29 protein-coding genes are annotated in these 25895 nt (G+C 67.2%); 9 read left to right on the forward strand and 20 right to left on the reverse strand.

Annotated elements, in window-relative coordinates; translation table 11 throughout:
• The 4 genes from IG65_RS0124375 to IG65_RS0124390 form a co-directional block, all read left to right on the forward strand.
• On the forward strand, positions 1-412 hold a 412-nt coding region (locus IG65_RS0124375), incomplete at its 5' end, for a hypothetical protein (RefSeq protein WP_231509401.1).
• Positions 390-911, forward strand: coding sequence for a DUF6879 family protein (locus IG65_RS0124380; protein ID WP_030517277.1), 522 nt, complete (start codon positions 390-392; stop codon positions 909-911). The genes IG65_RS0124375 and IG65_RS0124380, both read left to right, overlap by 23 nt.
• Complete coding sequence (locus IG65_RS0124385; protein WP_030517278.1) at positions 908-1777, forward strand: helix-turn-helix transcriptional regulator; 870 nt, start codon at positions 908-910, stop codon at positions 1775-1777. The genes IG65_RS0124380 and IG65_RS0124385 overlap by 4 nt, the downstream gene beginning before the upstream one ends.
• A gap of 1 nt (position 1778) precedes the next feature.
• Positions 1779-2528: a DUF427 domain-containing protein gene (locus tag IG65_RS0124390; protein ID WP_030517279.1), complete on the forward strand. Its 750-nt coding sequence runs from the start codon at positions 1779-1781 to the stop codon at positions 2526-2528.
• Between the two features lie 57 nt (positions 2529-2585).
• On the opposite strand, the gene IG65_RS0124395 is transcribed toward IG65_RS0124390, so the two are convergent.
• The 5 genes from IG65_RS0124395 to hsaA all read right to left on the reverse strand — a co-directional run bounded on the left by IG65_RS0124395 (position 2586) and on the right by hsaA (position 7350).
• Positions 2586-3494 (reverse strand): AraC family transcriptional regulator, encoded by a 909-nt coding sequence (locus tag IG65_RS0124395; protein ID WP_030517280.1) that lies wholly within the window; start codon positions 3492-3494, stop codon positions 2586-2588.
• 224 nt (positions 3495-3718) lie between these two features.
• Entirely contained in the window at positions 3719-4309 is a 591-nt protein-coding gene (gene hsaB / locus IG65_RS0124400) for a 3-hydroxy-9,10-secoandrosta-1,3,5(10)-triene-9,17-dione monooxygenase reductase subunit (protein WP_030517281.1), read from the reverse strand.
• 23 nt (positions 4310-4332) lie between these two features.
• The gene (hsaC, locus tag IG65_RS0124405; protein WP_030517282.1) at positions 4333-5232 is read right to left on the reverse strand and encodes an iron-dependent extradiol dioxygenase HsaC; all 900 of its coding nucleotides are present in this window, start codon (positions 5230-5232) and stop codon (positions 4333-4335) included.
• 67 nt (positions 5233-5299) lie between these two features.
• Positions 5300-6181, reverse strand: a complete 882-nt coding sequence (gene hsaD / locus IG65_RS0124410; RefSeq protein WP_030517283.1) for a 4,5:9,10-diseco-3-hydroxy-5,9,17-trioxoandrosta-1(10),2-diene-4-oate hydrolase — start codon at positions 6179-6181, stop codon at positions 5300-5302.
• Positions 6181-7350, reverse strand: coding sequence for a 3-hydroxy-9,10-secoandrosta-1,3,5(10)-triene-9,17-dione monooxygenase oxygenase subunit (gene hsaA, locus IG65_RS0124415; RefSeq protein WP_030517284.1), 1170 nt, complete (start codon positions 7348-7350; stop codon positions 6181-6183). Before hsaA ends, hsaD begins: the two co-directional genes overlap by 1 nt.
• Positions 7351-7575: 225 nt before the next feature.
• Between hsaA and IG65_RS0124420 the strand changes: the two genes are divergently transcribed.
• Together IG65_RS0124420 and IG65_RS0124425 are read left to right on the forward strand one after the other, a co-directional pair.
• The gene (locus IG65_RS0124420; RefSeq protein WP_030517285.1) at positions 7576-8799 is read left to right on the forward strand and encodes a Rieske 2Fe-2S domain-containing protein; all 1224 of its coding nucleotides are present in this window, start codon (positions 7576-7578) and stop codon (positions 8797-8799) included.
• Positions 8799-9116, forward strand: a complete 318-nt coding sequence (locus tag IG65_RS0124425) for a hypothetical protein (RefSeq protein WP_030517286.1) — start codon at positions 8799-8801, stop codon at positions 9114-9116. The genes IG65_RS0124420 and IG65_RS0124425 overlap by 1 nt, the downstream gene beginning before the upstream one ends.
• Positions 9117-9189: 73 nt before the next feature.
• Here IG65_RS0124425 and IG65_RS0124430 read toward each other — a convergent pair whose 3' ends face one another.
• The 6 genes from IG65_RS0124430 to IG65_RS0124455 all read right to left on the reverse strand — a co-directional run bounded on the left by IG65_RS0124430 (position 9190) and on the right by IG65_RS0124455 (position 14105).
• Positions 9190-9597, reverse strand: a complete 408-nt coding sequence (locus IG65_RS0124430) for a cupin domain-containing protein (protein WP_030517287.1) — start codon at positions 9595-9597, stop codon at positions 9190-9192.
• A gap of 120 nt (positions 9598-9717) precedes the next feature.
• Complete coding sequence (locus IG65_RS0124435) at positions 9718-10323, reverse strand: TetR/AcrR family transcriptional regulator (RefSeq protein ID WP_030517288.1); 606 nt, start codon at positions 10321-10323, stop codon at positions 9718-9720.
• Between the two features lie 348 nt (positions 10324-10671).
• Positions 10672-11157 carry a hypothetical protein gene (locus tag IG65_RS0124440; protein WP_156055753.1) on the reverse strand — a complete coding sequence of 162 codons (486 nt, stop codon included), beginning with the start codon at positions 11155-11157 and terminating at the stop codon, positions 10672-10674.
• A gap of 177 nt (positions 11158-11334) precedes the next feature.
• Entirely contained in the window at positions 11335-12384 is a 1050-nt protein-coding gene (gene dmpG, locus IG65_RS0124445) for a 4-hydroxy-2-oxovalerate aldolase (protein WP_030517290.1), read from the reverse strand.
• A 13-nt stretch (positions 12385-12397) separates the two neighbouring features.
• Positions 12398-13309, reverse strand: a complete 912-nt coding sequence (locus tag IG65_RS0124450; protein WP_030517291.1) for an acetaldehyde dehydrogenase (acetylating) — start codon at positions 13307-13309, stop codon at positions 12398-12400.
• A 10-nt stretch (positions 13310-13319) separates the two neighbouring features.
• A complete protein-coding gene (locus IG65_RS0124455; protein WP_030517292.1) occupies positions 13320-14105 on the reverse strand; it encodes a 2-keto-4-pentenoate hydratase in 786 nt (261 codons plus the stop codon).
• A 151-nt stretch (positions 14106-14256) separates the two neighbouring features.
• Between IG65_RS0124455 and kstD the strand changes: the two genes are divergently transcribed.
• Both kstD and IG65_RS0124465 read left to right on the forward strand, forming a co-directional pair.
• Complete coding sequence (gene kstD, locus IG65_RS0124460; protein ID WP_081879744.1) at positions 14257-15960, forward strand: 3-oxosteroid 1-dehydrogenase; 1704 nt, start codon at positions 14257-14259, stop codon at positions 15958-15960.
• A gap of 124 nt (positions 15961-16084) precedes the next feature.
• Complete coding sequence (locus tag IG65_RS0124465) at positions 16085-16948, forward strand: MaoC family dehydratase (protein ID WP_030517294.1); 864 nt, start codon at positions 16085-16087, stop codon at positions 16946-16948.
• A gap of 271 nt (positions 16949-17219) precedes the next feature.
• On the opposite strand, the gene IG65_RS0124470 is transcribed toward IG65_RS0124465, so the two are convergent.
• The 6 genes from IG65_RS0124470 to zapE all read right to left on the reverse strand — a co-directional run bounded on the left by IG65_RS0124470 (position 17220) and on the right by zapE (position 22607).
• A complete protein-coding gene (locus IG65_RS0124470) occupies positions 17220-17669 on the reverse strand; it encodes a hypothetical protein (protein WP_030517295.1) in 450 nt (149 codons plus the stop codon).
• Positions 17666-18940: a DUF58 domain-containing protein gene (locus IG65_RS0124475; protein WP_030517296.1), complete on the reverse strand. Its 1275-nt coding sequence runs from the start codon at positions 18938-18940 to the stop codon at positions 17666-17668. The genes IG65_RS0124470 and IG65_RS0124475 overlap by 4 nt, the downstream gene beginning before the upstream one ends.
• Positions 18937-19899 (reverse strand): MoxR family ATPase, encoded by a 963-nt coding sequence (locus IG65_RS0124480; RefSeq protein WP_030517297.1) that lies wholly within the window; start codon positions 19897-19899, stop codon positions 18937-18939. The genes IG65_RS0124475 and IG65_RS0124480 overlap by 4 nt, the downstream gene beginning before the upstream one ends.
• 49 nt (positions 19900-19948) lie before the next feature.
• Entirely contained in the window at positions 19949-20443 is a 495-nt protein-coding gene (locus IG65_RS0124485; RefSeq protein WP_030517298.1) for a hypothetical protein, read from the reverse strand.
• A 5-nt stretch (positions 20444-20448) separates the two neighbouring features.
• Positions 20449-21387 carry a DUF4129 domain-containing protein gene (locus IG65_RS0124490; protein ID WP_231509402.1) on the reverse strand — a complete coding sequence of 313 codons (939 nt, stop codon included), beginning with the start codon at positions 21385-21387 and terminating at the stop codon, positions 20449-20451.
• A 113-nt stretch (positions 21388-21500) separates the two neighbouring features.
• The gene (gene zapE, locus IG65_RS0124495) at positions 21501-22607 is read right to left on the reverse strand and encodes a cell division protein ZapE (RefSeq protein WP_231509403.1); all 1107 of its coding nucleotides are present in this window, start codon (positions 22605-22607) and stop codon (positions 21501-21503) included.
• 87 nt (positions 22608-22694) lie between these two features.
• Here zapE and IG65_RS0124500 point away from each other — a divergent pair, with 87 nt between their 5' ends.
• Complete coding sequence (locus IG65_RS0124500) at positions 22695-23297, forward strand: TetR/AcrR family transcriptional regulator (protein ID WP_231509404.1); 603 nt, start codon at positions 22695-22697, stop codon at positions 23295-23297.
• 40 nt (positions 23298-23337) lie between these two features.
• Here IG65_RS0124500 and IG65_RS0124505 read toward each other — a convergent pair whose 3' ends face one another.
• The 3 genes from IG65_RS0124505 to IG65_RS0124515 are packed head-to-tail and all read right to left on the reverse strand — an operon-like array spanning position 23338 to position 25876.
• Complete coding sequence (locus tag IG65_RS0124505; protein ID WP_030517302.1) at positions 23338-24513, reverse strand: lipid-transfer protein; 1176 nt, start codon at positions 24511-24513, stop codon at positions 23338-23340.
• Positions 24510-24929: a MaoC family dehydratase gene (locus IG65_RS0124510; RefSeq protein ID WP_030517303.1), complete on the reverse strand. Its 420-nt coding sequence runs from the start codon at positions 24927-24929 to the stop codon at positions 24510-24512. Before IG65_RS0124510 ends, IG65_RS0124505 begins: the two co-directional genes overlap by 4 nt.
• A complete protein-coding gene (locus IG65_RS0124515) occupies positions 24926-25876 on the reverse strand; it encodes a bifunctional MaoC family dehydratase N-terminal/OB-fold nucleic acid binding domain-containing protein (protein ID WP_036525613.1) in 951 nt (316 codons plus the stop codon). Before IG65_RS0124515 ends, IG65_RS0124510 begins: the two co-directional genes overlap by 4 nt.
• Between the last annotated feature and the right edge of the window lie 19 nt (positions 25877-25895).

Here is a 25895-nt window from a genome sequence, read left to right on the forward strand (position 1 = left end):
TCTTTTGAAGGATCACGCGGTGACCACCCTCTATCCGGCTACGACACGCTCAGACATTTGCTGGCGTCCGGTCGTACACCATCCTGCTGGACTCAACCAAGGCGGGTCCGACTCAGGCGGCTGCCCCAGCCTCTACGCAACCGATCGAGGCACCTACATCGTGCAGGGATGGGAGACGACAACTGTTGGAACCGTTGAGATCCCGCATCTACTGCCGGCATTTGCGGAGCCGGAAACGTTCATCGGCTCAACGATGACCGACACCGGCCGCGGTACGTTCGCGGTGTCCGGCCGCCCGATCACCGAACCGGACGTGTTCAGCATGCTCACCTTGGCAGAGAATGAGACGGCGATCGAGGTTCCGAAACAAGTACGGAGGTACTACGGCAATGCTGCTGCGTCCCAATACTGAGCCGGACCTGTGGCCGAACCTGTTTCGGGAACTCACGCGGAGCGCCTTCCATCTCGAAGTTCGGGACGAATACCACGTACCCGACGAAGAATCCCGGGTACGGGCATTCCTGGCCGGCGAGCCGGCACCGTACAGCCGCACGCCCTGGCAAGACCTCATGCGAGAAACGACCGCCCGAGGCGTGACAGTGTCCCGGGTACGCGTGGTTACCGAACCGCATTCGGACTACCAGCGGTGGTTGCTGTCGGTTACCGGGTCCAACATCGATGCCGGCGAGGACATCCGATACGTACCCCGCCACATCGCTGGACAAGTACCGCCGGACGACTGGTGGTTGATGGATGCACAACGCGTGGTCTACAACCTGACTGATTCGGCCGGAGCGCCCGCCGGCGGCCTAGCGGTCACCACCGATCCCGAAATCGTCGAGTACTGCCTTCGAGTACGCGAACGTCTGTGGAAGCTCGCAATCCCGTATGCGGAGTACGCCAAGCAGTGACGAACGCAATCCATGAACAACGGCGAGCCCTCGGGGCGATCCTCCGAGGGCTTCGTCGCGACGCCGGCATGTCCGGCCGCCAGCTGGCCGCCCTGGCCGGCTGGCACGAGTCGGTGGTGTCGAAGATCGAGACCGGCGACAGAAGCCCGACAGAAGCACATTTACACGCCTACTGCGCCCACACCGGTAACGAGGACCAGCTGCCGGACCTCATAGCCACGCTGCGAAACGTCCAAGCCGCATATCTCGAATGGCGGAAGGTTCTCGGCACCGGTACGAAACGTCGCCAGCAGGAAGCGGTGAAGCTCGCCGAAGAGTCGAAACTGATGCGGATCTTTCAGCCGAACATCATCCCCGGCATCCTGCAAACCGCCGAATATGCGACAGCCGTCTTGCGCCGGTACATCGACTTCTACCAGGTACCTGATGACCTGGACGAGGGCGTGTCGAAACGGCTCGAGCGCCAGCAAATGTTGTACCGCGGCGATCACCGGTTTCATATCCTGGTGGCCGAGCAAGCCCTACACACCACTGTCGGCACAGACGCCGTAGTGCTCGGACAACTCGACCGGCTTCTAGCCATCATCGGGCTCCCCCGCGTCCTACTCGGCATCGTTCCGGCACAAGCCGAAGTACCGATGCAAACGACCAATTTCGTCATCTTCGATGAACGACTGACACTCGTGGAAGCTGTCACAGCCGAGTTGACGATTACTCAGCCGCGAGAGATCGCTGTGTACGGTCGATTGTTCGCTGACCTCGCCGAGCAATCCGTGACTGGAGACAGGTCCCGGGAGATCATCCGCCGCGCGATCGAGTCTCGGACGGCCGAAACACCGCGTCACCTTCCGCGCGTACCGTGGTGAAATGACCGAGACGAATCGCGGGCGGGTACGGACCGAGGCGGGGCATCGGCGGATTCGGGCCTTTGTGGACGGGCAGGTCGTCGCGGATACCATCCGTCCGCTGCTGGTCTGGGAGAGCCCCTACTATCCCGCCTACTATGTGCCGGTCGAGGACGTTCGCGCGGAACTGGTCGCGACCGGGTCGATCAAGCATTCCACCAGTCGCGGCGAGGGCGACATCTACGACGTGGTGATCGGCGGGAGCACCAGACCCGCTGCGGCCCTTCGCTATCCGGAATCGCCGATCCCGGAGCTGCGCGAGCACGTCCGCTTGGAGTGGGAACAGATGGATCGGTGGTTCGAGGAGGACGAGCCGATCTACGTCCATCCGCGCAATCCCTATACGCGCGTCGACATCCTCGCCAGTTCCCGCACGGTGCGGGTGGAGATCGGCGGAGAGGTTGTGGCGGAATCGAATTCGCCGCACATTCTTTACGAGACCGGACTCGTCCCGCGCTATTACCTGCCGCTGACCGATGTCCGGATGGATCTGCTCACGCCCTCGGCCACCACGACCAGCTGCCCCTACAAGGGCACCGCCGAGTACTACAACATCCGCATCGGCGAGACCGAATATCCCGATCTGGTCTGGTACTACCGCACTCCCCTGCCGGAGAGTCAGAAGGTCGCCGGGCTGGTCTGCTTCTACAACGAGAAGGTCGAGCTGTACGTGGACGGGGTCCGGCAGGAACACTCGACCCCGTTCAGCTGAATCACGGCGCTACCTCCGGCCCGCCGGCACAGGGCTTTCCGGACGCCTCCGATCTCCTCACACCGCGAGGACGGGCGGCAACTCCTCGGCGCGGCGATAACGCCCGGGAGCGAGGGTGTACTCGCGCTTGAACGCCTTGGCGAAGGCGAATTCGGAGCCGTAGCCGACCCGGCGCGCGACCGCCGCGATCGGCAGGTCGGTCTCGCGCAGCAGGCGCGCGGCGGTGAGCATGCGCCAGCGGGTCAGATACGCCAGCGGCGCTTCGCCGACAGTCGCCGCGAAGCGGCGGGCCAGGGTGGCACGGGAGACTCCCGCCACCGCGCTCAGCTCCGGCACGGTCCAGGCCCGCGCGGGTTCGGCGTGGATGGCGCGCAACGCGGCCGACACCGCCGGATCGGCAAAAGCGCCCGCCCAGCCGGAGGTTTCGGCCTGTTCGTACCAGGAGCGCAGGACGAACAGCAGCAGCGTATCCAGCAGCGCGGGTACGGCGGCGTCGGTGCCCGGCCGCGGTTCGGTGAGCTCGCCGACGAGCAGATCCACCGCGGCACGCAGCGCCGGGGAGCGGCCCGGATCGGCGGGTAGATGCAGGAAGTCGGGCAGTTGGTCCAGCAGCGGGTGGCTGCGGCTGCGGCTGACCTCGTACGCACCGCACAGCAGTGTCGTGCGCGCCCCCGGTCCGGGGAGTTCCCGTGGCTCCCCCGGCCTTGCCACCTCGGTGACCGCACTGTGCGGACTGTCCGCTATCACATGCGCCGCACCGCGTGGCATGAACAGCACATCGCCCGGCCCCATCACCACCGGCTCCGAATCCGGTGCCACCAACCAGCATTCACCCTGCAACACGATATGGAATCCGGCGCCCGGAACCAGCGGATACCGCCTCCCCCACGGTGCATGCCGCACGAACAGCCCGGAGGCGGGCATTCCGGTTCGCACCGCCGCCACCGTCTCGCTCAAGATATCCACACACTGCCCCACTCGGCCGATCTCACACCGCGACGATCACCAGCATGCTGACCGATCCGGCCACGGTCAACGCACCGGCATGGCGGCGCCCGGCTGTCACCGTGCGACGCCGACGCGCGGGCCCACTACGACCCGCCCGACGCCTTCCGGATCCCCGGCCGGCCACGCGAAACAGCGGAGGGCGGCCACCCGGAAAGGTGCCCGCCCTCGACGATCGCCCGGACCTACAACCAGGTGTCCAGGGTGGTGGTGGTGAGGAAGTGTTCGAGGTCGGCTCGCCAGGGGGCCGGGGTGGTCTTCTCGGGTTCGATGGCGGTGTACTGGCCGCGGTAGAAGAGCAGCGGCCTGCCGGAGTCCGTGGACTCCGACAGGGCCTGTACCCGGCCGATCACGATGTAGTGATCGCCGCCGTCGACGACGCTGTCCACCGTGCACTGGATCGTGGCCAGCGCGTCGTCCAGGACCGGAAGTCCCAGCTCCGAAGTGCTCCAGCCGATTCCGGCGAACTTGTCGGGCTCGCGGGAACCGAAGCGGGCACACACCTGTTGTTGTTCCTCGGCCAGGACGTTCACGCAGAACCGCCCCGACTGCTCGATCGCGGCCCAGGACCGCGAGCCCTTGGTCGGGCAGAACAGCACCAGCGGCGGGTCGAGGGAGAGGGCGGCGAAGGACTGACAGGCGAAACCGATCGGCGCCCGCTCGGCGTCCTCGGCCTCGGTGAAGGTGGTGATCACCGTGATACCGGTGCAGAACTGCCCCAGCACATTCCGGAACTGCCGGCCGTCGATCTCCGGGTATTCGCCCGTGGCGGTCATGGTTGTCGCCCTCTCCGCGCTCGCTACTTGAATCCCACCGTGAAGTCGTGACCCCACAGGCTCACCGCGGTGGATTCCCGCGCGATCCAGGAGTGGTCGTCGACTTCCAAACCCTCACAGCCGAATTCGATGTCGAATCCGCCGGGGGTCTTCATGTAGAACGACAACATCTTGTCGTTGATGTGCCGGCCGAGGGTGGCCGACATCTTGACCTTCTTGCGCAGCGCGCGATCGAGGCAGAGTCCGACGTCGTCGGAATTCTCCACCTCGACCATGAGGTGCACGATGCCGGTCGGATTCGGCAGCGGCAGGAACGCCAGCGCGTGGTGGCGGGGATTGCAGCCGTAGAAGCGCAGCCACGCCGGGTCGCCGTCGGCGGGCCGGCCGACGACCTGCGGTGGCAGCCGCATCGAATCGCGCAGCCGGAAGCCCAGCACATCCTGATAGAACGCCTGCGCTTCGGCATCGTCGTTGCAGGTCAGCACCACATGGCCCAGACCCTGTTCGGCGGTGACGAACTTGTGGCCGTAGGGGCTGACGAAGCGCCGGGCCAGGTACTGGGCGCCGTAGAACGCCTCGAGCGTATTGCCGGAGGGATCCTGGAAGCGGATCATGCCCTCGACGCGCCGCTCCGCGAGCTCGTCCTTGGTGCCCTCTTCGAAGGCGACGTCGGCCTTGGTCAGCGTCTCCCGAAGTCGTTGTAGCCCAGGGGCGTCGGTGACCTCCCAGCCGGAGACCTGCAGGCGGTCCTTCTCGCCCGGCACGATCACCAGGCGGGCGGGGAAATCGTCCATCCGCAGGTAGAGGGCGTCGGGATTGGGCCCGTCGGCCTCCATCATGCCGAGCACCTTGAGCCCGTACTCGCGCCAGGCGGCCACGTCGGTCGCCTCGATGCGCATATAACCGAGCGCACGAATACTCATCGAGCCTCCTTTGCTTTGCGGGACACCCGCACCCGGTCGGCCCGATGACCGGCTGCGCCATGGTAGGTCATCGGGCCTCCTTCACACCGAAGAGGAAATCGGTTGCCAGCCGGTTGAATTCGTCGAACTTCTCCAGCTGCGCCCAGTGCCCGCAACCGCCGAACACGTGCAGCTGCGCGCGCGGGATGGTCTTCAGCGCCACCAGCGCGCCGTCGAGCGGATTCACCCGATCCTCACGGCCCCAGATGAGCAGCACCGGCTGGCGCAGCTTGTAGGCCTCCCGCCACAGCATGCCCTTCTCGAAATCCGCACTGGCGAACGACTTTCCCATCGCGCGGGTCGCGGCCAGCGCTTCGGGCGTATTGGCCGAGGCGAAGCGCTCGTCGAGCAGTTCCGGCGTGATCAGCGACTGGTCGAAGACCATGATCCGCAGGAACTTCTCCAGATTGTCGCGGGTGGGCTCGACGTTGAACTTGCCCAGCGCCTTGACACCCTCGGTGGGGTCCGGGGCGAACAGGTTGGTGCTCAGTCCGCCCGGACCCATCAGCACCAGCTTGCCGGCCCGGTCCGGATAGTCGAGGGCGAAGCGCACCGCCGCGCCGCCGCCCAGCGAATTGCCCAGCAGGTGAACGCGGTCGGTGATGCCCAGGGTGTCGAGCAGATCCTTCAGCGCCGAGGCGCTGTGCACGAAGTACTGCGGGTGATCGGTCGGCTTGTCCGACTGCCCGAAGCCCGGCTGGTCCACGGCCAGCACGTGGAAGTGCTGCGCCAGCACCGGGATGTTGCGCGCGAAGTTCGACCACGACGAGGCGCCCGGACCGCCGCCGTGCAACAGCACGATGGTAGGGCCGTTACCCTCACCGGCCTCGTGGTAGTGCAGCTTCAGATCCGGGCGGACCTGGGCGAACTTCGAGGTGGACTCGTAGGTCAGCTCCGAAACGGCGGTCATCACACCATCCCGTCGGTGACCGGCAGGCCGAACGCGTGGGTGCCGTACATCATGTAGGCGCGCTCGGGATCGTTGGCGGCGTGCACGCGACCGGCGTGCGCGTCACGCCAGAACCGCTGCAGCGGAGTGCCGTTCGCGAGCGCGGTCGCACCCGAGCTCTCGAACAGCTTGTCGATCGAGGCGATGGCCCGGCCGGTGGCGCGGACCTGATCGCGGCGCGCAGCCACGCGCAGGTCGAACGGAATCTCCTCGCCGGCGACCAGGAGCTTGTACTCGTCGGCGACATTGCCCGACAGCTGGCGCCACGCGGCGTCGATATCGCTGGCGGCCTCGGCGATGCGCACCTTGGCGAACGGGTCGTCCTTGGCCTTCTCACCGGCGTAGGCCGCGCGCAGGCGCTTGCCCTGGTGCTCCACGTGCGCGTCCAGCGCGCCGTAGGCCATGCCGACGATCGGCGTGGAGATGGTGGTGGGATGGATGGTGCCCCACGGCATCTTGTAGACCGGATCGGTGTTCTGCTGCAGACCCGGCGCGGTCAGATCGTTCATGCTCTTGTAGCTGAGGAACCGGTGCCGCGGCACGAAGACGTTCTCCAGCACCAGCGTGTTGGAACCGGTGCCCTTGAGGCCCACCACGTTCCACACGTCGTCGATGCGGTAGTCGGTCCGCGGAACCAGGAAGCTGCCGAAATCCACCGGCTTGCCGTCCTTGATCACCGGACCGCCGACGAAGGTCCAGGTGGCGTGGTCGCTACCCGACGACCAGGCCCAGGAGCCGTTGACGATGTAGCCGTCGCCGCTCTCGGTCACCACGCCGGCGCCCATCGGGGCGTAAGAGGAGGAGATGCGGACCTGGGTGTCCTCGCCCCAGACCTCTTCCTGTGCCTGCTGGTCGAACAGCGCCAGATGCCAGTTGTGCACGCCGATGATGCCGGCCACCCAGCCGGTGGAACCGCAGGCGCTGGCGATCTTGCGGACGGTGTCGTAGAACACGACCGGATCGGCGGCGTATCCGCCCCACTGGCGCGGCTGCAGCAGCTTGAAGAAACCGGTCTCCTGCAGCGCCTTCATGGTCTCGTCGGGAATCCGGCGCAGATCTTCTGCCTCCTGCGCTTGTTCGCGCAGCTTCGGCAACAGCGCTTCGACCCGCTCGGTCACTTCTTGCGTCATCTCGGGGGCTGCTCCTGCCTGATCGAAATCGGAACGGTGTATCGGGTCGCATTCCGTTCTGCGGAACCGATACTTGTCTTGAGACTAGAACACGTTCTTATTTATGTCGAGAACGGGTGTTCATTGTCCCACAACGAACACCTTTGCCTGGTAGTCAACGGAATAGCTGGCGCTGAGCCGCTCAATTTTGTAACGTGTTCTAGTACTTCCAGAGGAGGGATGACGATGGCAGAAACCGCACAGCGGAGCGGGAAGGTCCGCGAGATCGACGTCGGCTCGACACCGACGCGGTACGCGCGGGGCTGGCATTGCCTGGGCCTGGCCGAGACGTTTCGCGACGGTAAGCCGCATGCCGTGCAGGCTTTCGGCACCAAACTCGTGGTGTGGGCCGACAGCAACGACGAGCTGAAGGTGCTCGACGCCTACTGCCGCCACCTGGGCGGCGATCTCAGCATGGGCGAGGTCAAGGGCGACTCCATCGCGTGCCCGTTCCACGACTGGCGCTGGGGCGGCAACGGCCGCTGCACCTCGATCCCCTATGCGCGCCGCGTGCCGCCGCTGGCCCGTACCCGCGCCTGGACCACCCTCGAGCGCAACGGCCAGCTGTACGTCTGGCACGACCACGAGGGCAACCCGCCGCCGGACGACGTCACGATCCCCTACATCGAGGGGCCCTACACCGATGCCGACGGCAACCCGGCGGAGGAGCGCAACAGCGACTGGACCCCGTTCACCTGGAACACGATGCTGATCGAGGGCGCCAACTGCCGCGAGATCGTGGACAACGTGGTGGACATGGCCCACTTCTTCTACATCCACTTCGCCTTCCCGACGTACTTCAAGAACGTCTTCGAAGGCCACGTGGCCACGCAGTTCCTCGAGACCAAGGGCCGTCCGGACATCGGCATGGCCGCCAAGTACGGCGGGGAGACGCTGCTGAAGTCGGAGGCGTCCTACTTCGGCCCGTCCTACATGATCAATCCGCTGACCAATATCTACGGCGGCTACCAGATCAAGGTCCAGCTGATCAACTGCCACTACCCGGTCACGCAGGATTCGTTCGTGCTGCAGTACGGCCTGTCGGTCGAGAAGCCCAAGGGCATCGACGACGAGACGGCGGAGAAGCTGGCCAAGTCCATGACCGACTTCTTCGGCGACGGCTTCCTGCAGGACGTGGAGATCTGGAAGCACAAGTCCAAGATCGACAACCCGCTGCTCTGCGAGGAGGACGGCCCGGTCTACCAGCTGCGCCGCTGGTACGACCAGTTCTACGTGGACGTCGCCGATATCGACCCGAAGATGGTGCAGCGCTTCGAATTCGAGGTCGACACCACCAAGGCCAACGAGCACTGGGAGGCCGAGGTCGCCGAGAATCTGCGGCGCAAGAAGGAAGAAGAAGAGGCGGCCGGCAAGACGGACCCTGCCGTCAAGCAGGAGGCGGGTGCCTGATGGTCTCCTGGGCCAAAGCACCCGATTTCGCGGACCGCCCGGAACGCCGGGAACAGGTGCGTGCCCAGACGGTCGTCGACAAGCAGCGCTATCTCGAAGACGGCCTGACGCCGGTGGCCTGCCGGGCATGCGGAGTGGAAGTCCTGGTCCGCAAGTCCTCCTCGCACCAGCGCTCGGTGCAGTGGACGGTCAGCCCGGCCGAACACTGCCCGGTCTTCGCGAAGCTGGCCGGGCCGGGGCGGCCGGATCCGTGCCCGGACCTGGAGAAGTCGATCCAGTATGCGATCGATGAGGGCATTCTGGCGATCGACGAGTAGGCAGCCGCGCTGCTCGGGCCCGCACACCGTATCCGACAGGGATTCGGTGGGCGGGCCCGAACTATTCGTGTGATCAGTCCAGCCGGAAGTCCGCGAAATCGAACCCGGGCGCGACTACGCAGTTCACCAGCACGTACTCATCACCGGCCGGGGTTGCGGCCTGGCTGACGCCGGCGGGGACCACGGCCTGCAGGAGCTGGCCTCGCTCGACGTCCGGGCCGAGAATCACTTCGTCGCCGCCGATGTTCAGCAGCAGCGGACCACCGCGCTGCCACAGCCAGATCTCGTCCGAGCGCACCGTATGCGGCGCGGAACGTTCGTGCGGCAGCAGCAGAAAGTGGATGGCGGTGGCGGATGCGCGCGGCCCGTCGTAGCCCTCTGGCTCGAATTCGACCGGGCTGCGGTAGGTTTCGCGGAACCAGCCGCCTTCTGGATGCGGTTGCAGATCCAGCGCCTCGGCCAGCGCGGGTCGTTCGGACATCGTCGCCTCCTGCACAGTTGTCGTCCCCCCGGATTGTGCGCGGCTACGGCCGACGCCGCGAACTCGGCGGCATGGCGCCGGCCCGCTCCCGCGGATCGGCGCAGACATTCCAGCCGCGGGTCATCGCGCGTCGCGCCCGACGCTGTAGGCCATCGCGACGTGAGTGAACAGAGTGGTGCGCTGTTCTCGGGCGGCGGCGTCGTCCGGTTCGAGCAGGCACTGCTGCGAGGTTCCGTCGTGGACCGCGACCACCGCGCGGCCGAGACCCTCGCGGTCGGTGACGGTGCGTCCGGCGCGGCTCAGCAGCGCCTCCAGGACCGGCAGCAGGGCCGCCACGATCGCGTTCTCCCGCGCGACCATCACCCGCCGCAGCGGCGGGTTGCGCAGGGCGTGGGCGGTGAATTCGGCGGTGATGCGAAACCACTTGTCGTCCAGGGGAACCGCCCGCAGCACCTGCTCCACACCGGCGCGCAGATCATGGACGTCGGCGCCGGTCTCCGACTCCAGCACTGCCGTCAGTTCGCGCAGCATCTCGGCCGATCGCAACTCCCACATCGCCAGGAACAGTTCTTCCAGCGAGCTGAAGTTCGAGTAGAACGCGCCCCGGGTAAATCCGGCGCGCTCACAGATCTTTTCGACCGTGCAGCGCCCGAAGCCCTCGTCGGCGAAGGCGTCGAAGGCGGCGTCGAGCAACCGCTGCCGAGTCTCGGCCCGCCGCTTGGTCATTCGCGGTTCGCGCGTGGCGGTGCCGCTCGGACCGGACCGGCCACGCCCGGGCTCGGATGAACGCCGGGCACCGAGGGACGTCACGAACGCTTCCTCTCCATGGACACGTGGATACACGAGTGTATCAACCTGCAATTCCGTGCCGACGATCGAAAAAACGCGGGGCGCGATAACGCGCCACCGATTGCCACGCACCGGGTGAGCCGACGGTTCCCCTTACGGCCGAGAGCAGCTTGTTCGCGACGCGGAATTCGCACCCACGCGGCTCGGCGTCGGTGCGCACCGGTATAGCAGCGGGCCGCGAACGTGGGAGCGTTCGCGGCCCGCTGAGCCCGATCGGTGCTGCCGTCAGCTGAGGTTGGTGCCCGACCAGCCGAAGTTGAAGGTGTGTCCCTTCGAGCTGCACTGCAACCCACCGCGTCCACCGGCGGTGCAGGTGGCGCCGCCGTAGTTGATGACGCCGCCGTAGTCGTAGCCGTCGGATGCGGGCCCCGAGTCGATGGAACGGCTGCCCGCGCGACCGAGCGGGCCGGTCAGCCCGAAGGTCGGATGCGCCGGCAGGAACGGCAGATCGATGGCCACATTGGTGATGGGAATTCCGAACAGGTTGGCGATTCCGGGGCTGATGTCACAGCCCACGTCACCGTTGGGATGCATCGAGCAACTGGCGTATCCAACACTGAAATACACCGTGTCGCCCACCAGATAATCCGCCGGATTCTGCATGGTGGGCCCGTTCGCGGCGACGAACGGCTCCGCACCTGCCACCGCCCCACCGGCCATCGTAATCGCGACGGCGGCAACGGATCCACCGATCAACGCCCGCATGTTCACAGCAACTCCTCTATTTGTCCGAACGATCACCCGAGAACAGAATTGCTTGCCGCGCAATGGTACAGCGCGTCCCAGACCCACTATTCGGATCGGTTCGGACCTCACGCGCGTTAACGGCGGAACACGAGAACGGGCCGCGAACGATTCACGTTCGCGGCCCGTCGATCTCGATACGCTTTAGGCGGAGGCGGTCTGTTCCCGCTGCAATTCCAGCGCGATGTCGATCAACTGGTCCTCCTGGCCGCCGACCAGCTTGCGCTTACCGGCGCGCACCAGCATTTCGGCCGCAGAGACGCCGTAACGCTCGGCTTGGCGCTCGGCGTGCTTGAGGAAGCTCGAGTACACCCCGGCGTAGCCCATCATCAGGGCCTGGCGGTCCAGCAGGCATTCCTGCGGCATGGCCGGGCGCACGACATCCTCGGCGGCGTCGGCGATCGCGAAGAAGTCGATACCGGTCTTGATGCCGATCTTGTCGGCGACGCCGACGAACGCCTCGACCGGGGTGTTGCCCGCACCGGCGCCGAAACGCCGCGCGCTGCCGTCGATCTGCTTGGCGCCGGCCTTCACCGCGTAGATCGAGTTGGCGACGGCGAGGTCGAGGTTCTCGTGGCCGTGGAAACCGACCTGGGCGTCGTCACCGAGTTCGGCGGCGACCGCGGCGATGCGGTCGGACACCTGGTCCAGCACCAGCGCACCGGCGGAGTCCACGACGTAGACGCACTGGCATCCCGCGTCTGCCATGATGCGCGCCTGCTTCGCGAGCACCTCCGGCGGCTGCGAATGCGACATCATCAGGAAGCCGACGGTTTCCATGCCGAGGTCGCGGGCGTAGCCGAAGTGCTGGATCGAGACGTCGGCCTCGGTGCAGTGGGTGGCGATGCGGACGATGGACGCGCCGTTGTCCTGGGAGATCTTGATGTCCTCCTTGACGCCCACGCCGGGCAGCATGAGGACCGCGATCTTGGCCTGCTTCGCGGTCTGCGTCGCGATCGTGATCAGTTCCTGCTCAGGGGTTTTGGAGAACCCGTAGTTGAACGAGGATCCACCCAGGCCGTCACCGTGGGTCACCTCGATCACCGGCACGCCCGCGGCGTCGACGGCCGCGACGATATCGCGCACCTCGGTGGCGGTGAACTGGTGACGCTTGTGATGGGAACCGTCGCGCAGCGAGGTGTCGGTGACGCGGACGTCGAGTTCCTGGGAGAACGGCTGCAATACGTAGTTCATGATCTGGTCCCTCCTAGACCCGAGCCGTGAGGATCTGTTCGGCCATGACCTCGCCCACCCGGGTGGCGGCGGCGGTCATGATGTCGAGGTTGCCGGCGTAGGGCGGCAGGAAGTCGCCCGCGCCCTCGACCTCCACGAAGACCGAAACCTTCGCCATCCCACCGGAAATCACGCTCGGCTCGTCGAACTGCGGTTCGTTGAGCAGGCGGTAGCCGGGCACGTACTCCTGGATGTCGGCGACCATCTTGTGGATGGATTCGCTGATCGCATCGGTGTCGGCATCCTCGGGAATGGCGGCGAAGATGGTGTCGCGCATGATCATCGGCGGCTCGGCCGGGTTGAGGATGATGATCGCCTTACCGCGCTTCGCACCACCGATGGTCTCCACACCCTTGCTGGTGGTCTTGGTGAACTCGTCGATATTGGCGCGAGTACCCGGACCCGCCGAGACCGAGGACACCGAGGCGACGATCTCGGCGTAGGGCACCTCGACCACGCGCGAGACGGCCGCGACGATCGGAATCGTCGCCTGCCCACCGCAGGTGATCATGTTGACGTTCGGGGTGTCGATATTCGCGCCCAGGTTCACCGGCGGCACGACCGCCGGGCCGACCGCGGCGGGGGTGAGATCCACCGCGCGGATACCGGCCGCCTCGTACTTCGGCGCGTATTCGCGATGTACGTAGGCCGAGGTGGCCTCGAAGAGCATGTCCGGCTTCTCCGGCAGCGCGAGCAGCCAGTCGGCGCCCTCGTGCGAGGTCTCCAGACCCAGCCCGCGGGCGCGCTTGAGCCCCTCACTGTCCGGATCGATACCGATCATCCAGCGCGGCTCGATCCGCTCCGACCGCAGCAGCTTGTACAGCAGATCGGTGCTGATGTTGCCGGAGCCGACGATCGCGGCTGTCACCTTCCCGTTGTCAGTCACTTGATCTCCCTCAGCTGAATGTCAAACGGACGGAACCGAGTCCAGCGAACTCGGCATGGAAGTCGTCACCCGGGCGGGCGTCGATGGCGCGGGTGCAGGAACCCGGCAACACGATGTCGCCGGCCTTCAACCGCACCCCGAACGAGGCGACCTTGCGGGCCAGCCAGGCCACCGCGATGGTCGGATCGTCGAGCACCGCGTCGCTGCGGCCCTGCGCGACGACCTCGCCGTTGCGGGTCAGAGTCGCGTCGATCGCCTTGATGTCCAAGGCATCCGGGGCCACCCGCTCCGGACCGAGCACCCAGCCGGCCGAGGAGGCGTTGTCGGCGATGGTGTCGCACAACGCGATATTCCAGTTCTTGATGCGGGTGTCGATCAGCTCGATCGCGGGGGCGTAGGCCACCGTCGCGGCGAGCACGTCGGCCTCGGTGCACTCCTCGCCGGGCAGATCCGCGCCCAGCACGAAACCGACCTCGACCTCGACGCGCGGGAACAGGTACTTCGACGTGTCGACCGGAACATCCTCGAACACCTGCATATCGGCGAGCAGATGGCCGTAGTCCGGTTCGTCGACGCCCATCATCTCCTGCATGGCCTTCGAGGAGAGCCCGACCTTGTGCCCGACCACCTTCGCGCCGTCGGCCAGCCGCTGCCGGATGTTGATGAGCTGAATCTCGTAGGCGTCGACCACATCGATCGCCGCATACCGCGTGACCAGCGGATCGATCGGCACCCGGTCTCGTTCGGCGACCGCGAGCTCCGCGGCCAGTTCATTCCGTACCGCGTCGGACAGCACGCTTGTTCCTTCCATTGGGGCGCTCGGTCTGGTGACCAGCCGGTGAGCGGATACAAACTGAAACGAGTTTTCCTGCATTTTCTCGTGTCAGCAGTCCCATCTGCCAGACCAATATAGACCGAACCTGATCCGATTCTATAACGTGTTCTACATGACTGATCGGGAATACGACGTGGTGGTGGTCGGCAGCGGCGCCGCCGGGATGACCGCCGCCCTCGCCGCCGCGCACCACGGCCTGCGTGCGGTGCTCATCGAGAAGGCCGCACACTACGGCGGTTCGACCGCGCGTAGTGGTGGCGGTGTGTGGATCCCCGGCAACAAGGCGCTCCAGGCGTCCGGCCGGCCCGATGACCGGGAGGAGGCCCGCCGCTACCTGCACAGCATCATCGGTGACGTGGTGCCGAAGGAGAAGATCGACGCCTACATCGATCGCGGCGCGGAGGCCTTCGACTTCGTTCTCGATCACAGCCCGCTCCGGATGACCTGGGTCCCCGGCTACTCCGACTACCACCCCGAGGCCCCGGGTGGCCTGGGCTCCGGCCGCTCCTGCGAGCCGAAGCCGTTCGACCTCAAGGTGCTCGGCGCCGAGGCGGCCAAGCTGGAACCGCCGTATGCGAAGGCCCCGCTGAACGTCGTGGTCATGCAGACCGACTTCGTCCGGCTGAACCTGATCCGCCGCCACCCGAAGGGCATGATGCGGGCCATGCGCGTCGGCGCCCGCACCTACCTGGCGAAATTCACCGGCAAGCACATCGTCGGCATGGGCCAGGCGATCATCGCCGCGATGCGCAAGGGCCTGATGGACGCGAATGTCCCGGTGCTGCTCGACACCCCGCTGACGAAGCTGATCACCGACGGCGACCGGGTCGTCGGCGTCGAGGCGACCATCGACGGCGAGCCGACGATCTTCAAGGCCCGCTACGGCGTGGTGCTGGGCACCGGCGGTTTCGAGCACAACGCCGAGATGCGCGAGCAGTACCAGCGCAAGCCCATCACCACCGAGTGGACCACGGGCGCGGCGGCCAACACCGGTGACGGCATCCGGGCCGGTATGGAGGTCGGCGGCGACATCGGGTTCATGGAGGACGCCTGGTGGGGGCCGACCATCTTCAAGGGCGGCAAGCCGTGGTTCGCGCTGGCCGAGCGCAATCTGCCCGGCGCGATCATGGTGAACGCCGACGGTAAGCGATTCGGTAATGAGTCCGCTCCTTACGTCGAGGCCGTGCACACCATGTACGGCGGCAAATGGGGTCAGGGCGACGGTCCGGGCGAGAACATCCCGGCCTGGCTGGTGTTCGACCAGCGCTACCGCAACCGCTACATCTTCGCCGGGCTGCAGCCGGGCCAGCGCTTTCCGTCCCGCTGGATGGAAAACGACAACATCGTCAAGGCCGACACCCTGGAGGAGCTGGCCCAGCGCCTCGGCGTGCCGGCGGACAATCTCGCCGCCACCGTCGCCCGCTTCAACGCCTTCGCGGAAAAGGGCGTGGACGAGGACTTCGGGCGCGGCAAGAGCCACTACGACCGCTACTACGGCGATCCGACGGTGAAGCCGAACCCGTGCCTGGCGGCCCTCGTGCAGGGCCCGTTCTACGCCGCCAAGATCGTGCCCGGCGACCTGGGCACCAAGGGCGGCCTGGTCACCGACACCGCGGCGCGCGTGCTGCGGGCGGACGGCAGCGTGATCGAGGGCCTCTACGCCGCCGGCAACTCCTCGACCCCGGTCATGGGCCACACCTACGCCGGTCCCGGCGCGACCATCGGACCCGCGCTGACCTTCGGTTATCTGGCGGTCATGGATATCGTCGAGAAGGCGCGCGAGGAGAAGGCCCCCACCGGCGCGGCGAGCAAGTAGAACCGTTCAGTGGGACATCCCCTACCGTGCGCCCGGCCCGGCCGAGACGAATGGAGCCGGGCGCACCGGGGACGCCCTCGGTCGCCGCGGGTGCGATCGCGACGTGGCGGAGTAAGGAAACATCATGCCGATTGACTTGAAAACCGCTCTGGGAGCGGAACTTCCGGCCCAGGAGTTCTCCTGGACGCCGTCGGATGTGCAGCTGTACCACCTGGGCCTGAGCGCCGGTACCCGCTGGACCGATCCGGGTGAACTGCGATATCTCGACGATCGGGAGCCGCAGGTGCTGCCGACCTTCGCGACCGTCGCACCGACGATGCGGGTCACCGAACCGCCGAAGGTGAGCTATCCCGGCGTAGAGATCGATCTGGCCAAGGTCGTGCACGGCAGCCAGGAAATCGTTGTGCACCGGCCGATTCCGGCCGAGGGCAAGGCGAGCAGCACCGGGCGGATCACCGAGGTGTGGGACAAGGGATCGGCGGCGGTGATCGCACACGAGACGGTGATCACCGGATCCGACGGGCAGCCGCTGTGGACGGCGCGTTCCTCGATCTTCGCCAAGGGCGAGGGCGGTTTCGGTGGTGAGCGCGGCCCGAGCACCAAGGCCGAACTGCCCGACCGGACCCCGGATTTCGAGGTCCTCACCCCGACACTGCCGCAGCAGGCGCTGCTGTACCGCATGTGCGGTGACCGCAACCCGCTGCATTCGGATCCCGAATTCGCCCGCGCCGCAGGCTTTCCCAATCCGATCCTGCACGGCCTGTGCACCTACGGTCTGGTGTGCAAGACCGCGACCGACACCGTGCTGGACTCGGACGCGAGCCGGGTGACCGGCTTCCGGGCGCGGTTCGCGGGAGTGCTCTATCCGGGCGAGACGATCCGGTCGCGGATCTGGCGCGAGGGTGACGAACTCGTCATCGGCGCCACCGTGGTCGAACGCGAGGACGCCCCGGTGCTGAGTGATGTGCGGTTGAGTTTCTCGGCCTGATCCCGGCTGCCCGCCGCCGAACGAGAAACCGCCCGACCGGCAGTGCCGGTCGGGCGGTTTCGTCTCATCCCGGTTCGCTGATGTTCCGGGTGGTGCCTGTCGGCGTCAGTCCGGGAAGCCGGTGGCGAACAGGCCGGCGATCGCGACGGAACAGATGACAGCGATGATCGGGATAATCCACATGCCATCAGACTACAAGGTGTAGTAGGAAACCACGACATCGCGTAGTAGGGCAAACACCCTGGTTGTGGGGTATATCACGCTCGTTCGACTACGTCGGTTCCGCCGAATCCGGAGCGTCCCCGCGCACTGTCAGGCCCTGCACGATCGCGGCGTACAGGACGATGACCAGCACGGGCGCGGCCAGCGGCAGCCAGGCCAGCCGTCCCGGAATCAGCGTTGCGAGCACCGCCGCGGCGGCGAATCCGAGCGCGCCGATCACCGAGGGCAGTGTGGTGGGAACCACACCCGCCGGGGCGTGCAGCGTGGCGGTGTTGAGCAGATAGGTGGTGGCGACCAGACCCGTCCCGGCGGCGGCCAGTGCCCCGGTATCGGCCCACGCCAGCGCACCGAGCGCGATCAGCACCGCCACCACCGCGACCGACCGGAACCACCAGCCCGCGACCACCGTCACGAACACCGGAATCGCGGCCCACGGCAGCACGATGCCCACCGCGGTGGTCAGCAGCAGCCCCGACAGCACGGCCAGAAATCTCGTCATCGCTTCACCCGCACCATTCGCCGATGTTCGGGCAGCAGGCGCATCGCCTGGTCGAGGCGTGCCCCCTCGGGCCAGGGCACGATATCCACACCGACCGTGCCCATGTCGCGGTACATCGCGGTGCGTTCCAACTGCCACATCCGGGCCAGCGTCGGATCCAGCCCGTCCTTGAACGGCGTGCCGCGCAACACGTCGACCACCACTACGGCATGTCCGCGTTTGCGCAGGTCGATCAGGGCCAGCGCGAATTCGGTGTCGAGCAGGGTCGAGAACGCGACCACGACCGCGCCGATCGGTACCGCCGTATGCGGGGCCAGGGTGCCGACATTGGGAATGTGCTCGTCGCCCACGCCGAGCACCGTGTCGATGATGCGATAGAACTGGCGGCGTCCGATATCGGGCCGCAGCCAGCGCGGCGCACGGCCCAGGCACACCACGGCGGTACGGTCGCCCGCCTGCAGCGCGGTCTGCGCGACCTGTGCGGCGCCGCGCACCGTCAGCTCCATCGAATCCGAGGCCGGACCCGGCGCCTGCAACGACGTATCCACCAGCACAACGACATCCGCGGCGCGATTGGTGAGCCGTTGGGTGACGTACAACCGGCCGCGACGCGCACTCACCGGCCAGTTGACGATGCGCAATTCGTCACCGGGAGCGTAGGCGCGAATATCGGCGTATTCCACGCCCGGACCGTGCCGGCGGGTCAGATGGGTACCGATCCGTTCCGGAAGCTCGGTGCGCGGCAGGCGCATTCGCTGTGGGTCCGCGATCGGATATACGTAGACCTCGCCGGCCACGACACTCGCCGCGGCCTGGGCCAGACCGGCCGGACTCAATGCCGTCAGCCGCACGGTCACCGGATAGCGGCCCCAGCGCTGCGTGGACAGTGCCAACCGCAGGCCCGCCGGAGCCGGTCCGGAATCGGACGACTCCTCCACGCGCACCTCGAGTCCGTTCGCCTCCTCGGGGCGACAGCGCAGCAGCGCATGCCCCTGTTCGACGAAGGCGGCGACCGCGAGTTCGACCTCCTCGGATTCGAAACACCGCAGCACTCCCCCGCCGTCGACCTGAATCCTGGTGCGCGACAACTGAATCGGCGCGGTCGCCAGCACACCCAGCATCGGCGCCGCGAAGACCGCCAGCTGCCAGCGCTCCAGCATGATCGCCGGCACCAGCGCGACCGCGGCGGCGACCGCCAGCATGTACACCAGTGGCGCGGGCCGCCAGCGCAGATCGACCTCGCTCGCCGAGGTGGTATCGCGATGTCTCATGTCACCGTCGCGCGCGGTACGGGCAGACGGCGGAGCAATTCGGAGATGACATCCTCGCCGCGGATCCGGCGCACCCACATCTCCGGGCGCAGCGTGATCCGGTGCGCCATGGCCGGAACCGCCAGCGCCTTCACATCCTCGGGGATCACGTAGTCGCGCCCCAGCAGCAGCGCCCGGGCGCGCGCCATCTGCACCAGATCCAGTTCGGCGCGGGGGCTCGCACCGACCTCGACCTGCGGATGACCGCGGGTGGCGGCGGCCAGGGCGACCACATACGTCACCACATCCGGGTGGACGGTGACGAATTCGACCGCCTGGCGCATCTCCACCAGACCTTGCGCGTCCACCACCTGACCCACCTGCGGGGTGACCGCGCCGCGTTCGAGCCGGCGGCGGATCATCTGGGTCTCGTCCTTCTCCGACAGATATCCCAGCCGTAACTGCATGGCGAATCGGTCCAACTGGGCCTCGGGCAGCGGATAGGTGCCCTCGTACTCGATCGGGTTGTCGGTGGCCAGCACGATGAACGGCTGTGGCAGCGGGAAGGTTTCGCCGTCGATACTCACCTGCCCCTCGGCCATCGCCTCCAGCAGTGCGGCCTGCGTCTTGGGCGGTGTGCGGTTGATCTCGTCGGCGAGCAGCATGTTGGTGAACACGGGCCCGCGGCGGAAATTGAACCGCCCCGAGGCCATGTCGTAGATGGTCGAACCGATCAGGTCCGCGGGCAGTAGATCCGGGGTGAACTGCACGCGCGTGAAGTCCAACCCCAATGCGGTGGCGAAAGATCGGGCGATGAGCGTCTTACCCAAGCCCGGTAGGTCCTCGATCAGGACGTGGCCGCCCGACAGCACCGCGACCATGATCAGCTGCAGCTCATCGCGCTTGCCGACCACGACGCGGGCGATCTCCCGCAGCACCGCATCGGTGCGTTTGATGGTCACATCCAAAGGTGTCGTCATATCCGATCTCGCACTAGTTCCAACCCATTTCACATGTTCTGCAAGCGGCTCACATGCTCTGCAAGCGACGTAGAATCTCGTCCAGTGCGGCCCGGCCCGGCGCGCGCGAGGTCTGATCACGCGGCGACGAATTGGCCGGATCCACCCAGCGCCACAGCTCCGGACCGAACTGCAGCCGTCCGGCGGCCTCGGTGGCCTTGCGGTTCTTCGCGATCCGATGCCCGCTGGACAGTTCGAACTCCTTGGCCAGCAGCGGGCGCAGATAGCGATCCCAATCGGCCCGGGTGCCGTCGGCACGGGTCGCGAGCATCTGTGCTCGCGCGTGCCAGCGGCTCAGCATTTCGGCCGGGCCGTTCTCGAAGTCGTGGTCGTCGAGGTCGGCGCGGGCCTGGGCCCGAGAACGCGCGACCAGCGACCACAGCAGTAGTGCCAGGGCCCCGAGTACCGGCACCCCGACCAGAATCGGCAACATCTCGCGCTGGTTGCTCAGGCCGACCAGCTCGATCAGCGCGATCATCAGCACCGCGCCGACCACGATCGTCATCCGGGTCACAGCCGCGCCCCCTGCAGATCCGCCAGCACGATGCGCAGCAGTTGTTCAGCGCGCATGCGCTGCCATTCCAGGATCGAATGCGGGCTGAACCGGGCCTCCTCGAACAGCGTCACGAGTTCGCGGGCCGAGGCGTCGTGCAGGACACCGCGATCGAAGGCCCGAGCCAGCACCTCCGAGGGGGTATCGGAGATCAGTGGCGCCACCTCGCGAGCCTGCGCCAGACCGCTTTCCATCGCGACGTAACAGGCGATGATCGCGGCGCGCGCGTCCTTGCCCGAGGCCATCATCGCGGCCAGGCCCATCTCGGCGACCTGCGCCAGCGAGACCGGCGCATCGGCGGCCACGGGTGGGGGCAGCAGCGCCGGCGCGCCCCGACGATCCCGAGCGCCGAAGGCCACCACGCCGAGACCGAGGATCGCGACCGCCACCAGCACCGCGGCGCATGCGCCGACGAACAGCAGGGCGTGACCGCTCAGCTCCGGGCTGCCGGAGAACGGCTGGGTGGTCGGCGGCGCGGTGGTTTCGGGCTGCTGTGCGGTGGCGGGCGGATTCGATCGCGGCGCGGCGGCTTCCTCGCGCCCACCGGCGAGCAGATACACCGCCCAGACGATCGCGGTCAGCACGGCCGCGACCGCGGTGCCGATGAGGACCACGATCCCGAACCGGCTCAACCGGAACGGCTGCCGCTTACGGTCACGGTCGACCTCGGCCATCGCCAGCGGCAGGTGGTGCTGGCTGGTCAGCACCCCGGCCAGCAGGATCACCACCGACACCAGCGACAGCACCGGCATGAGTGCCACCGTCACCGCCGAGGGCGGGGACGGTGCATGCGGACCGCCGGTACCCGGCAGGTATCCGCGCAGCGCCAAGACGACGCACGCCATCAGTGCGATCAGCCCGATCGCACGTGGTATCGCCGTTCTCACCCCGGCCACGGGCCTCTCCCAGAAAACATCCGAACTGCGCAAACAGGCACATCGTTACATGCCGAACGGTCCGTGAGGAGGGAAATCGTGACACCGGACGGTGACCGATCCGGTCTATGCCCCTAGCCGCCAGTTGACAGCCGAAGAAACTGTGACCACGCACAGCATTCGGGCTCGTCGACGGCACGTCCGTCCAAACGAACGCACTTCACTTCGGTGGACGCCGACGGGTGCTCGGTCACCGCGCTCCGCGACTCGGCCGACTCGACGACGCTCGCCGGGCGAGCGCCGGGCAACCGGCCCAGCCGGCTCGCGGTGCGGTCCAGATCCGGGGCGGCGGCGACGTCGCGGATCAACTCCGGCAGCGGAACCTCGGCGTAGAGGGTGAGTGCCAGATCGGCGTCGTAGAGCACGTCGACGAGGTTGACGAACCGCGTCACCGCGTCGACCGGAACCCGCCGCAGCGGCGGCACCGCGCACAGGACCCAGCGCCGGTAGGTGTGGGTGAGGGTCAGGAAGTCGATGGCCGACAAGGGCTTCGCGCAGATCTGGTCGAAGTCGACCACCAGCAGGTCCGCCTCCGCGGTTCGTGCTCGGAGCCGGAGGTGCGCGATCGGCACCTCGGCCGGCCGGTCGGCGCCGGGCCGGCGCCCGCGCACATAGCGCCCGCTCGCGAATCCGGTCCGGGGATGGTCCCCGCGGGCACGGTAGTCCTGCGGCCCGTCGACCGCGAGCACGGCCAGATGCGCACGCAGCAGGGCGATGGCAGGTTCGAATTTCGCGTGCGTCAGCGGATTGGGCAGCAGCTCCTCGGGCGGATAGTTCGAGGTCGCCACCAGCACGATGCGGCGCGCGAACAGGGCCTCGAGCAGCCGGGTGATCAGCATGGCGTCGCCGACGTCGTGCACGTGGAATTCGTCGAAACAGATCAGTTCGGTGTCGCCGAGTACTGCGTCCAGCGCGGCCGGCAGCGCGCCGGATTCGGCGATCGCCATATGAAGCCGCGCGAAGAACTGGTGAAAGTGGAAGCGGCACTTACGTGTCGAATCCACCCGATCGAAGAACTCGTCCATGAGCATCGTCTTGCCGCGGCCGGGACGACCGTGCAGATAGACCCCGTGCGGGACAGGCCGCGGGAACGACCACCGGCGCCGGCCCCATCGCCGGGCCACCGTGGCCAGTGCCGCCGCGGCTGTGCGCTGAGCGTCATCGAGAACCAATCCGTCCACGGTCTCCACCCTCCTGAGGGCTCTACACCCGTAGAGCACCTCTACACTTGTAGAGGATGATCCGGTGGGAAACGAGAGAAGGTGACGATGTCCACACGTCCAGCGGGTGAGATGGGTGCGACGGACCGGCGCGGACTCATCGTCGGCACGGCGATCGACCTGATCGCCCGCCAGGGGCTGCGGGCGCTGACTCATCGGGCGCTCGATACCGAGGCCGGCTTGCCACCCGGGTCTACCTCGTACTACTTCCGCACCAAGCGAGCACTGATCGAGGCGATCGTCGACGCGATCACCGAACGATCGCGCACCGATTTCCGCGCCGCCGACCTACCGGCCTCGGACCCGGACGACATCGCCGCCGCGGTCGCCGCGTGGCTGGACAACCTACTGGCGCAACGCCGTAACCATCTGATCGCCCGCCACATGCTGATCACCGACCTGCTCGGCGACCCCGACCTGCATCCCCGCCTGGTCGCGAGCCTGTTCTCCCATCGGCACGCCCGTGAGCTGTTCCGCGCGCTGGGCGCCACCGACCCCGACACGGCCGCGTCCGATTACATCGCCGTCATCGAGGGCTTGGTCTTCGACCGATTCGCCGGTGCGCGAACAGGTTTGGCGGCCGGAACAGCGCGGAGTGTCGAACAGCTGGCCCGCCCGCTACGAGCACAACTGCGCGCGGGGGCCGAATAGCCGGCGTGTCCGGCCCGTTCATGCCCCACGGGCGCCCGGATCAGGCCGCGGTCAGTACCAGTCCGGAGGTCGGCACACCGGTGCCGGCGGTGACGACGATGTTCTCCAGGCCCTCGACCTGGTTCACCGAGCTGCCGCGGATCTGGCGCACTCCCTCGGCGATGCCGTTCATCCCGTGGATGTAGGCCTCGCCCAGCTGGCCGCCGTGGGTGTTGAGCGGCAGCCGGCCGCCGATTTCGATCGCCCCGTCGGCCACGAAATCCTTGGCCTCGCCGCGACCGCAGAAGCCCAGCTCCTCGAGCTGCATCAGCACGAACGGAGTGAAGTGGTCGTAGAGAATGGCCGCCTGCATATCCTCCGGCCGCAGTTCGCTCTGCGCCCACAGCTGGTCGCCTACGAGGCCCATTTCCGGCAGGCCGGTCAGGGCGTCGCGGTAGTAGCTGGTCATCACGTACTGGTCCGCACCCGACCCCTGGGCCGCACCGGCGATCAGCGCGGGCTTGTTCGGCAGGTCCCGGGCACGCTCGGCACTGGTGACCACGATGGCGACCCCGCCGTCGGTCTCCTGGCAGCAATCCAGCAGATGCAACGGTTCGGCGATCCAGCGCGAGGCCTGGTGGTCGTCGAGCGTGATCGGCTTGCCGTAGAAGTGGGCCGCCGGATTCACCGCCGCGTGCTTGCGGTCGGCGACCGCCACCCGGCCGAAATCCGCACTGCTCGCGCCGTATACGTGCATATAGCGCCGGGCCACCATGGCGACCTGCGCGGCCGGAGTGCCCAGGCCGTGGGTGTAGGAGAATGCGTTGTCCACACCCGACGAGCTGGGATTGCCGGTCGCCAGATGAGTGGCGAACTGCCCGAAGCGATTTCCGGACCGCTCGTTGAACGCGCGGTAAGCCACCACGACATCCGCGACTCCGGTGGCGACCGCCATGGCGGCCTGCTGCACGGTCGCCGCCGCCGCGCCGCCGCCGAACGGGATGTTGCTGAAGAACTTCAGGCTCGGGATACCGGTGGCCCGCGCGACCGCGGCCTGGGTGTTGGTATCCATGGTGAAGGTCGTCAGGCCGTCCACATCGGCGGGCGTCAGGCCGGCGTCGGCGAGCGCGGCGGTGACGGCCTCGGCCGCCAGGCGCAGCTCGCTGCGGCCGGAGTCCTTGGAGAAATCGGTGGCGCCGATGCCGACGATGGCGGCGCGGCGGCTCAGACCCGTCACTGGCGTGCCTCCTGCAGGGAGATAACGGCTTTCGCCGTGATGTGGTCGCCGAGGCTGTCCTTGCCGACCACGTCGATGGTGATGTCCGCGCCGTCCACGGCCGCCACGGTTCCATTGAGCGTCAGGGTGTCGCCCGCGTACAGCGGCACACCCAGGCGCAGGGCGATGGATTTCACCACCGCCCCCGGCCCCGCCCAATCGGTGACGAAACGCTGCACCAGACCGGTGTCGGTGAGGATGTTGACGAAGATGTCCTTGGACCCGCGCTCCACGGCCTTGTCGCGGTCGTGGTGCACGTCCTGGAAGTCGCGGGTGGCCAGGGCGGTGGAGACCACGAACGTCGGGTCGGCGTGAATCACCAACTCGGGCAGAGTGGTTCCGACCTGCACGGCGGTCGGCTGAATCGTGGATGTCATCGCACGGCCTTCCAGTAGGGCACGGTGTTGTCGTCGTCGAGCTGCTGGAAGCCCACTTCGACGGGCAGGCCCACCTCGACCTCGGCGGGGTCGATGCCGCGCAGCTCACCGAGCATGCGCACGCCCTCCTCGAGTTCGACCAGGGCGACGACGTACGGCACCTGACGGCCGGGCACCTTCGGCGCGTGGTGCACCACGAAACTGAAGACGGTGCCGCGACCGGAGGCCACCACGTAGTCGGACTGTTCGGTGTGGTCCTTCCACAGCGCCGGAACCGGCGGATGCTGCAACGATCCGTCCGGGCGCTGCTGGATCCGCAGCTCACCGAGTTCGGTTCCGGCCCAGAAGAATTCGGTGTCCTTGGACACGGTGGGCCGGACCCGCTTCGCCAGATCCTCCGCCGACACCTCGCCGGGTTCGGTGGCGGCGGACTCGGCCGCGCCGGGTGCGAACTTCAACATCCGGAACAACATCTCGGTGACGGGTTCGTCGTCGACGTACCAGGTCAGCAGATAGGTCGCGAACCAGCCCTCGCCGAGGCCGGTCCGCTTGGGCCCCACCAGTTCTCGCAGTCTGGTCCGCGCCACCGGGCGCTCGCCGGGGCGCAGGTAGCGGTGGTAGGTCTGCTCACAGTTGGTCGCCACCACCGACGTGTAACCGGCGGCGTCGAGCAGATCGTTGACCGCGTTCATCGGGTCGTCGGCGGGCCGTGAGCCGTGCAGACCGGGCATGGTCCACACCTGGGCCATGGCCGGCGGTGCGACGATGCCGGGATGTCCGGCGGCGCGGGCGGCCTCGTCGTCGACGTAGATCGGGTTGGCGTCGCCCAGCGCCTCGACCCAGTTGTTGATCATCGGCTGGTTCACCGGGTCGCGGCCGAGGCGCGGAGCGGACTCGCCCAGCTGCTGGATCTTCTCGCCGGCGGCGCGGATCTCTTCCGCCGTCATGGTTTCCGACACGCGAAAA

Source organism: Nocardia sp. NRRL WC-3656, assembly GCF_000720265.1.
Lineage (GTDB): Bacteria > Actinomycetota > Actinomycetes > Mycobacteriales > Mycobacteriaceae > Nocardia > Nocardia nova.

Excerpts from the sequence above, each read along its gene's own strand:
- IG65_RS0124380 (WP_030517277.1), top strand. The coding sequence starts at position 390 with ATGCTGCTGCGTCCCAATACTGAGCCGGACCTGTGGCCGAACCTGTTT.
- IG65_RS0124390 (WP_030517279.1), top strand. The coding sequence starts at position 1,779 with ATGACCGAGACGAATCGCGGGCGGGTACGGACCGAGGCGGGGCATCGG.
- hsaB (WP_030517281.1), bottom strand. The coding sequence starts at position 4,309 with ATGACCGCCACGGGCGAATACCCGGAGATCGACGGCCGGCAGTTCCGG.
- hsaC (WP_030517282.1), bottom strand. The coding sequence starts at position 5,232 with ATGAGTATTCGTGCGCTCGGTTATATGCGCATCGAGGCGACCGACGTG.
- hsaD (WP_030517283.1), bottom strand. The coding sequence starts at position 6,181 with ATGACCGCCGTTTCGGAGCTGACCTACGAGTCCACCTCGAAGTTCGCC.
- hsaA (WP_030517284.1), bottom strand. The coding sequence starts at position 7,350 with ATGACGCAAGAAGTGACCGAGCGGGTCGAAGCGCTGTTGCCGAAGCTG.
- IG65_RS0124420 (WP_030517285.1), top strand. The coding sequence starts at position 7,576 with ATGGCAGAAACCGCACAGCGGAGCGGGAAGGTCCGCGAGATCGACGTC.
- IG65_RS0124425 (WP_030517286.1), top strand. The coding sequence starts at position 8,799 with ATGGTCTCCTGGGCCAAAGCACCCGATTTCGCGGACCGCCCGGAACGC.
- IG65_RS0124430 (WP_030517287.1), bottom strand. The coding sequence starts at position 9,597 with ATGTCCGAACGACCCGCGCTGGCCGAGGCGCTGGATCTGCAACCGCAT.
- IG65_RS0124435 (WP_030517288.1), bottom strand. The coding sequence starts at position 10,323 with ATGACCAAGCGGCGGGCCGAGACTCGGCAGCGGTTGCTCGACGCCGCC.
- dmpG (WP_030517290.1), bottom strand. The coding sequence starts at position 12,384 with ATGAACTACGTATTGCAGCCGTTCTCCCAGGAACTCGACGTCCGCGTC.
- kstD (WP_081879744.1), top strand. The coding sequence starts at position 14,257 with ATGACTGATCGGGAATACGACGTGGTGGTGGTCGGCAGCGGCGCCGCC.
- IG65_RS0124465 (WP_030517294.1), top strand. The coding sequence starts at position 16,085 with ATGCCGATTGACTTGAAAACCGCTCTGGGAGCGGAACTTCCGGCCCAG.
- IG65_RS0124470 (WP_030517295.1), bottom strand. The coding sequence starts at position 17,669 with ATGACGAGATTTCTGGCCGTGCTGTCGGGGCTGCTGCTGACCACCGCG.
- IG65_RS0124475 (WP_030517296.1), bottom strand. The coding sequence starts at position 18,940 with ATGAGACATCGCGATACCACCTCGGCGAGCGAGGTCGATCTGCGCTGG.
- IG65_RS0124480 (WP_030517297.1), bottom strand. The coding sequence starts at position 19,899 with ATGACGACACCTTTGGATGTGACCATCAAACGCACCGATGCGGTGCTG.
- IG65_RS0124485 (WP_030517298.1), bottom strand. The coding sequence starts at position 20,443 with ATGACGATCGTGGTCGGCGCGGTGCTGATGATCGCGCTGATCGAGCTG.
- IG65_RS0124500 (WP_231509404.1), top strand. The coding sequence starts at position 22,695 with ATGTCCACACGTCCAGCGGGTGAGATGGGTGCGACGGACCGGCGCGGA.
- IG65_RS0124510 (WP_030517303.1), bottom strand. The coding sequence starts at position 24,929 with ATGACATCCACGATTCAGCCGACCGCCGTGCAGGTCGGAACCACTCTG.
- IG65_RS0124515 (WP_036525613.1), bottom strand. The coding sequence starts at position 25,876 with ATGACGGCGGAAGAGATCCGCGCCGCCGGCGAGAAGATCCAGCAGCTG.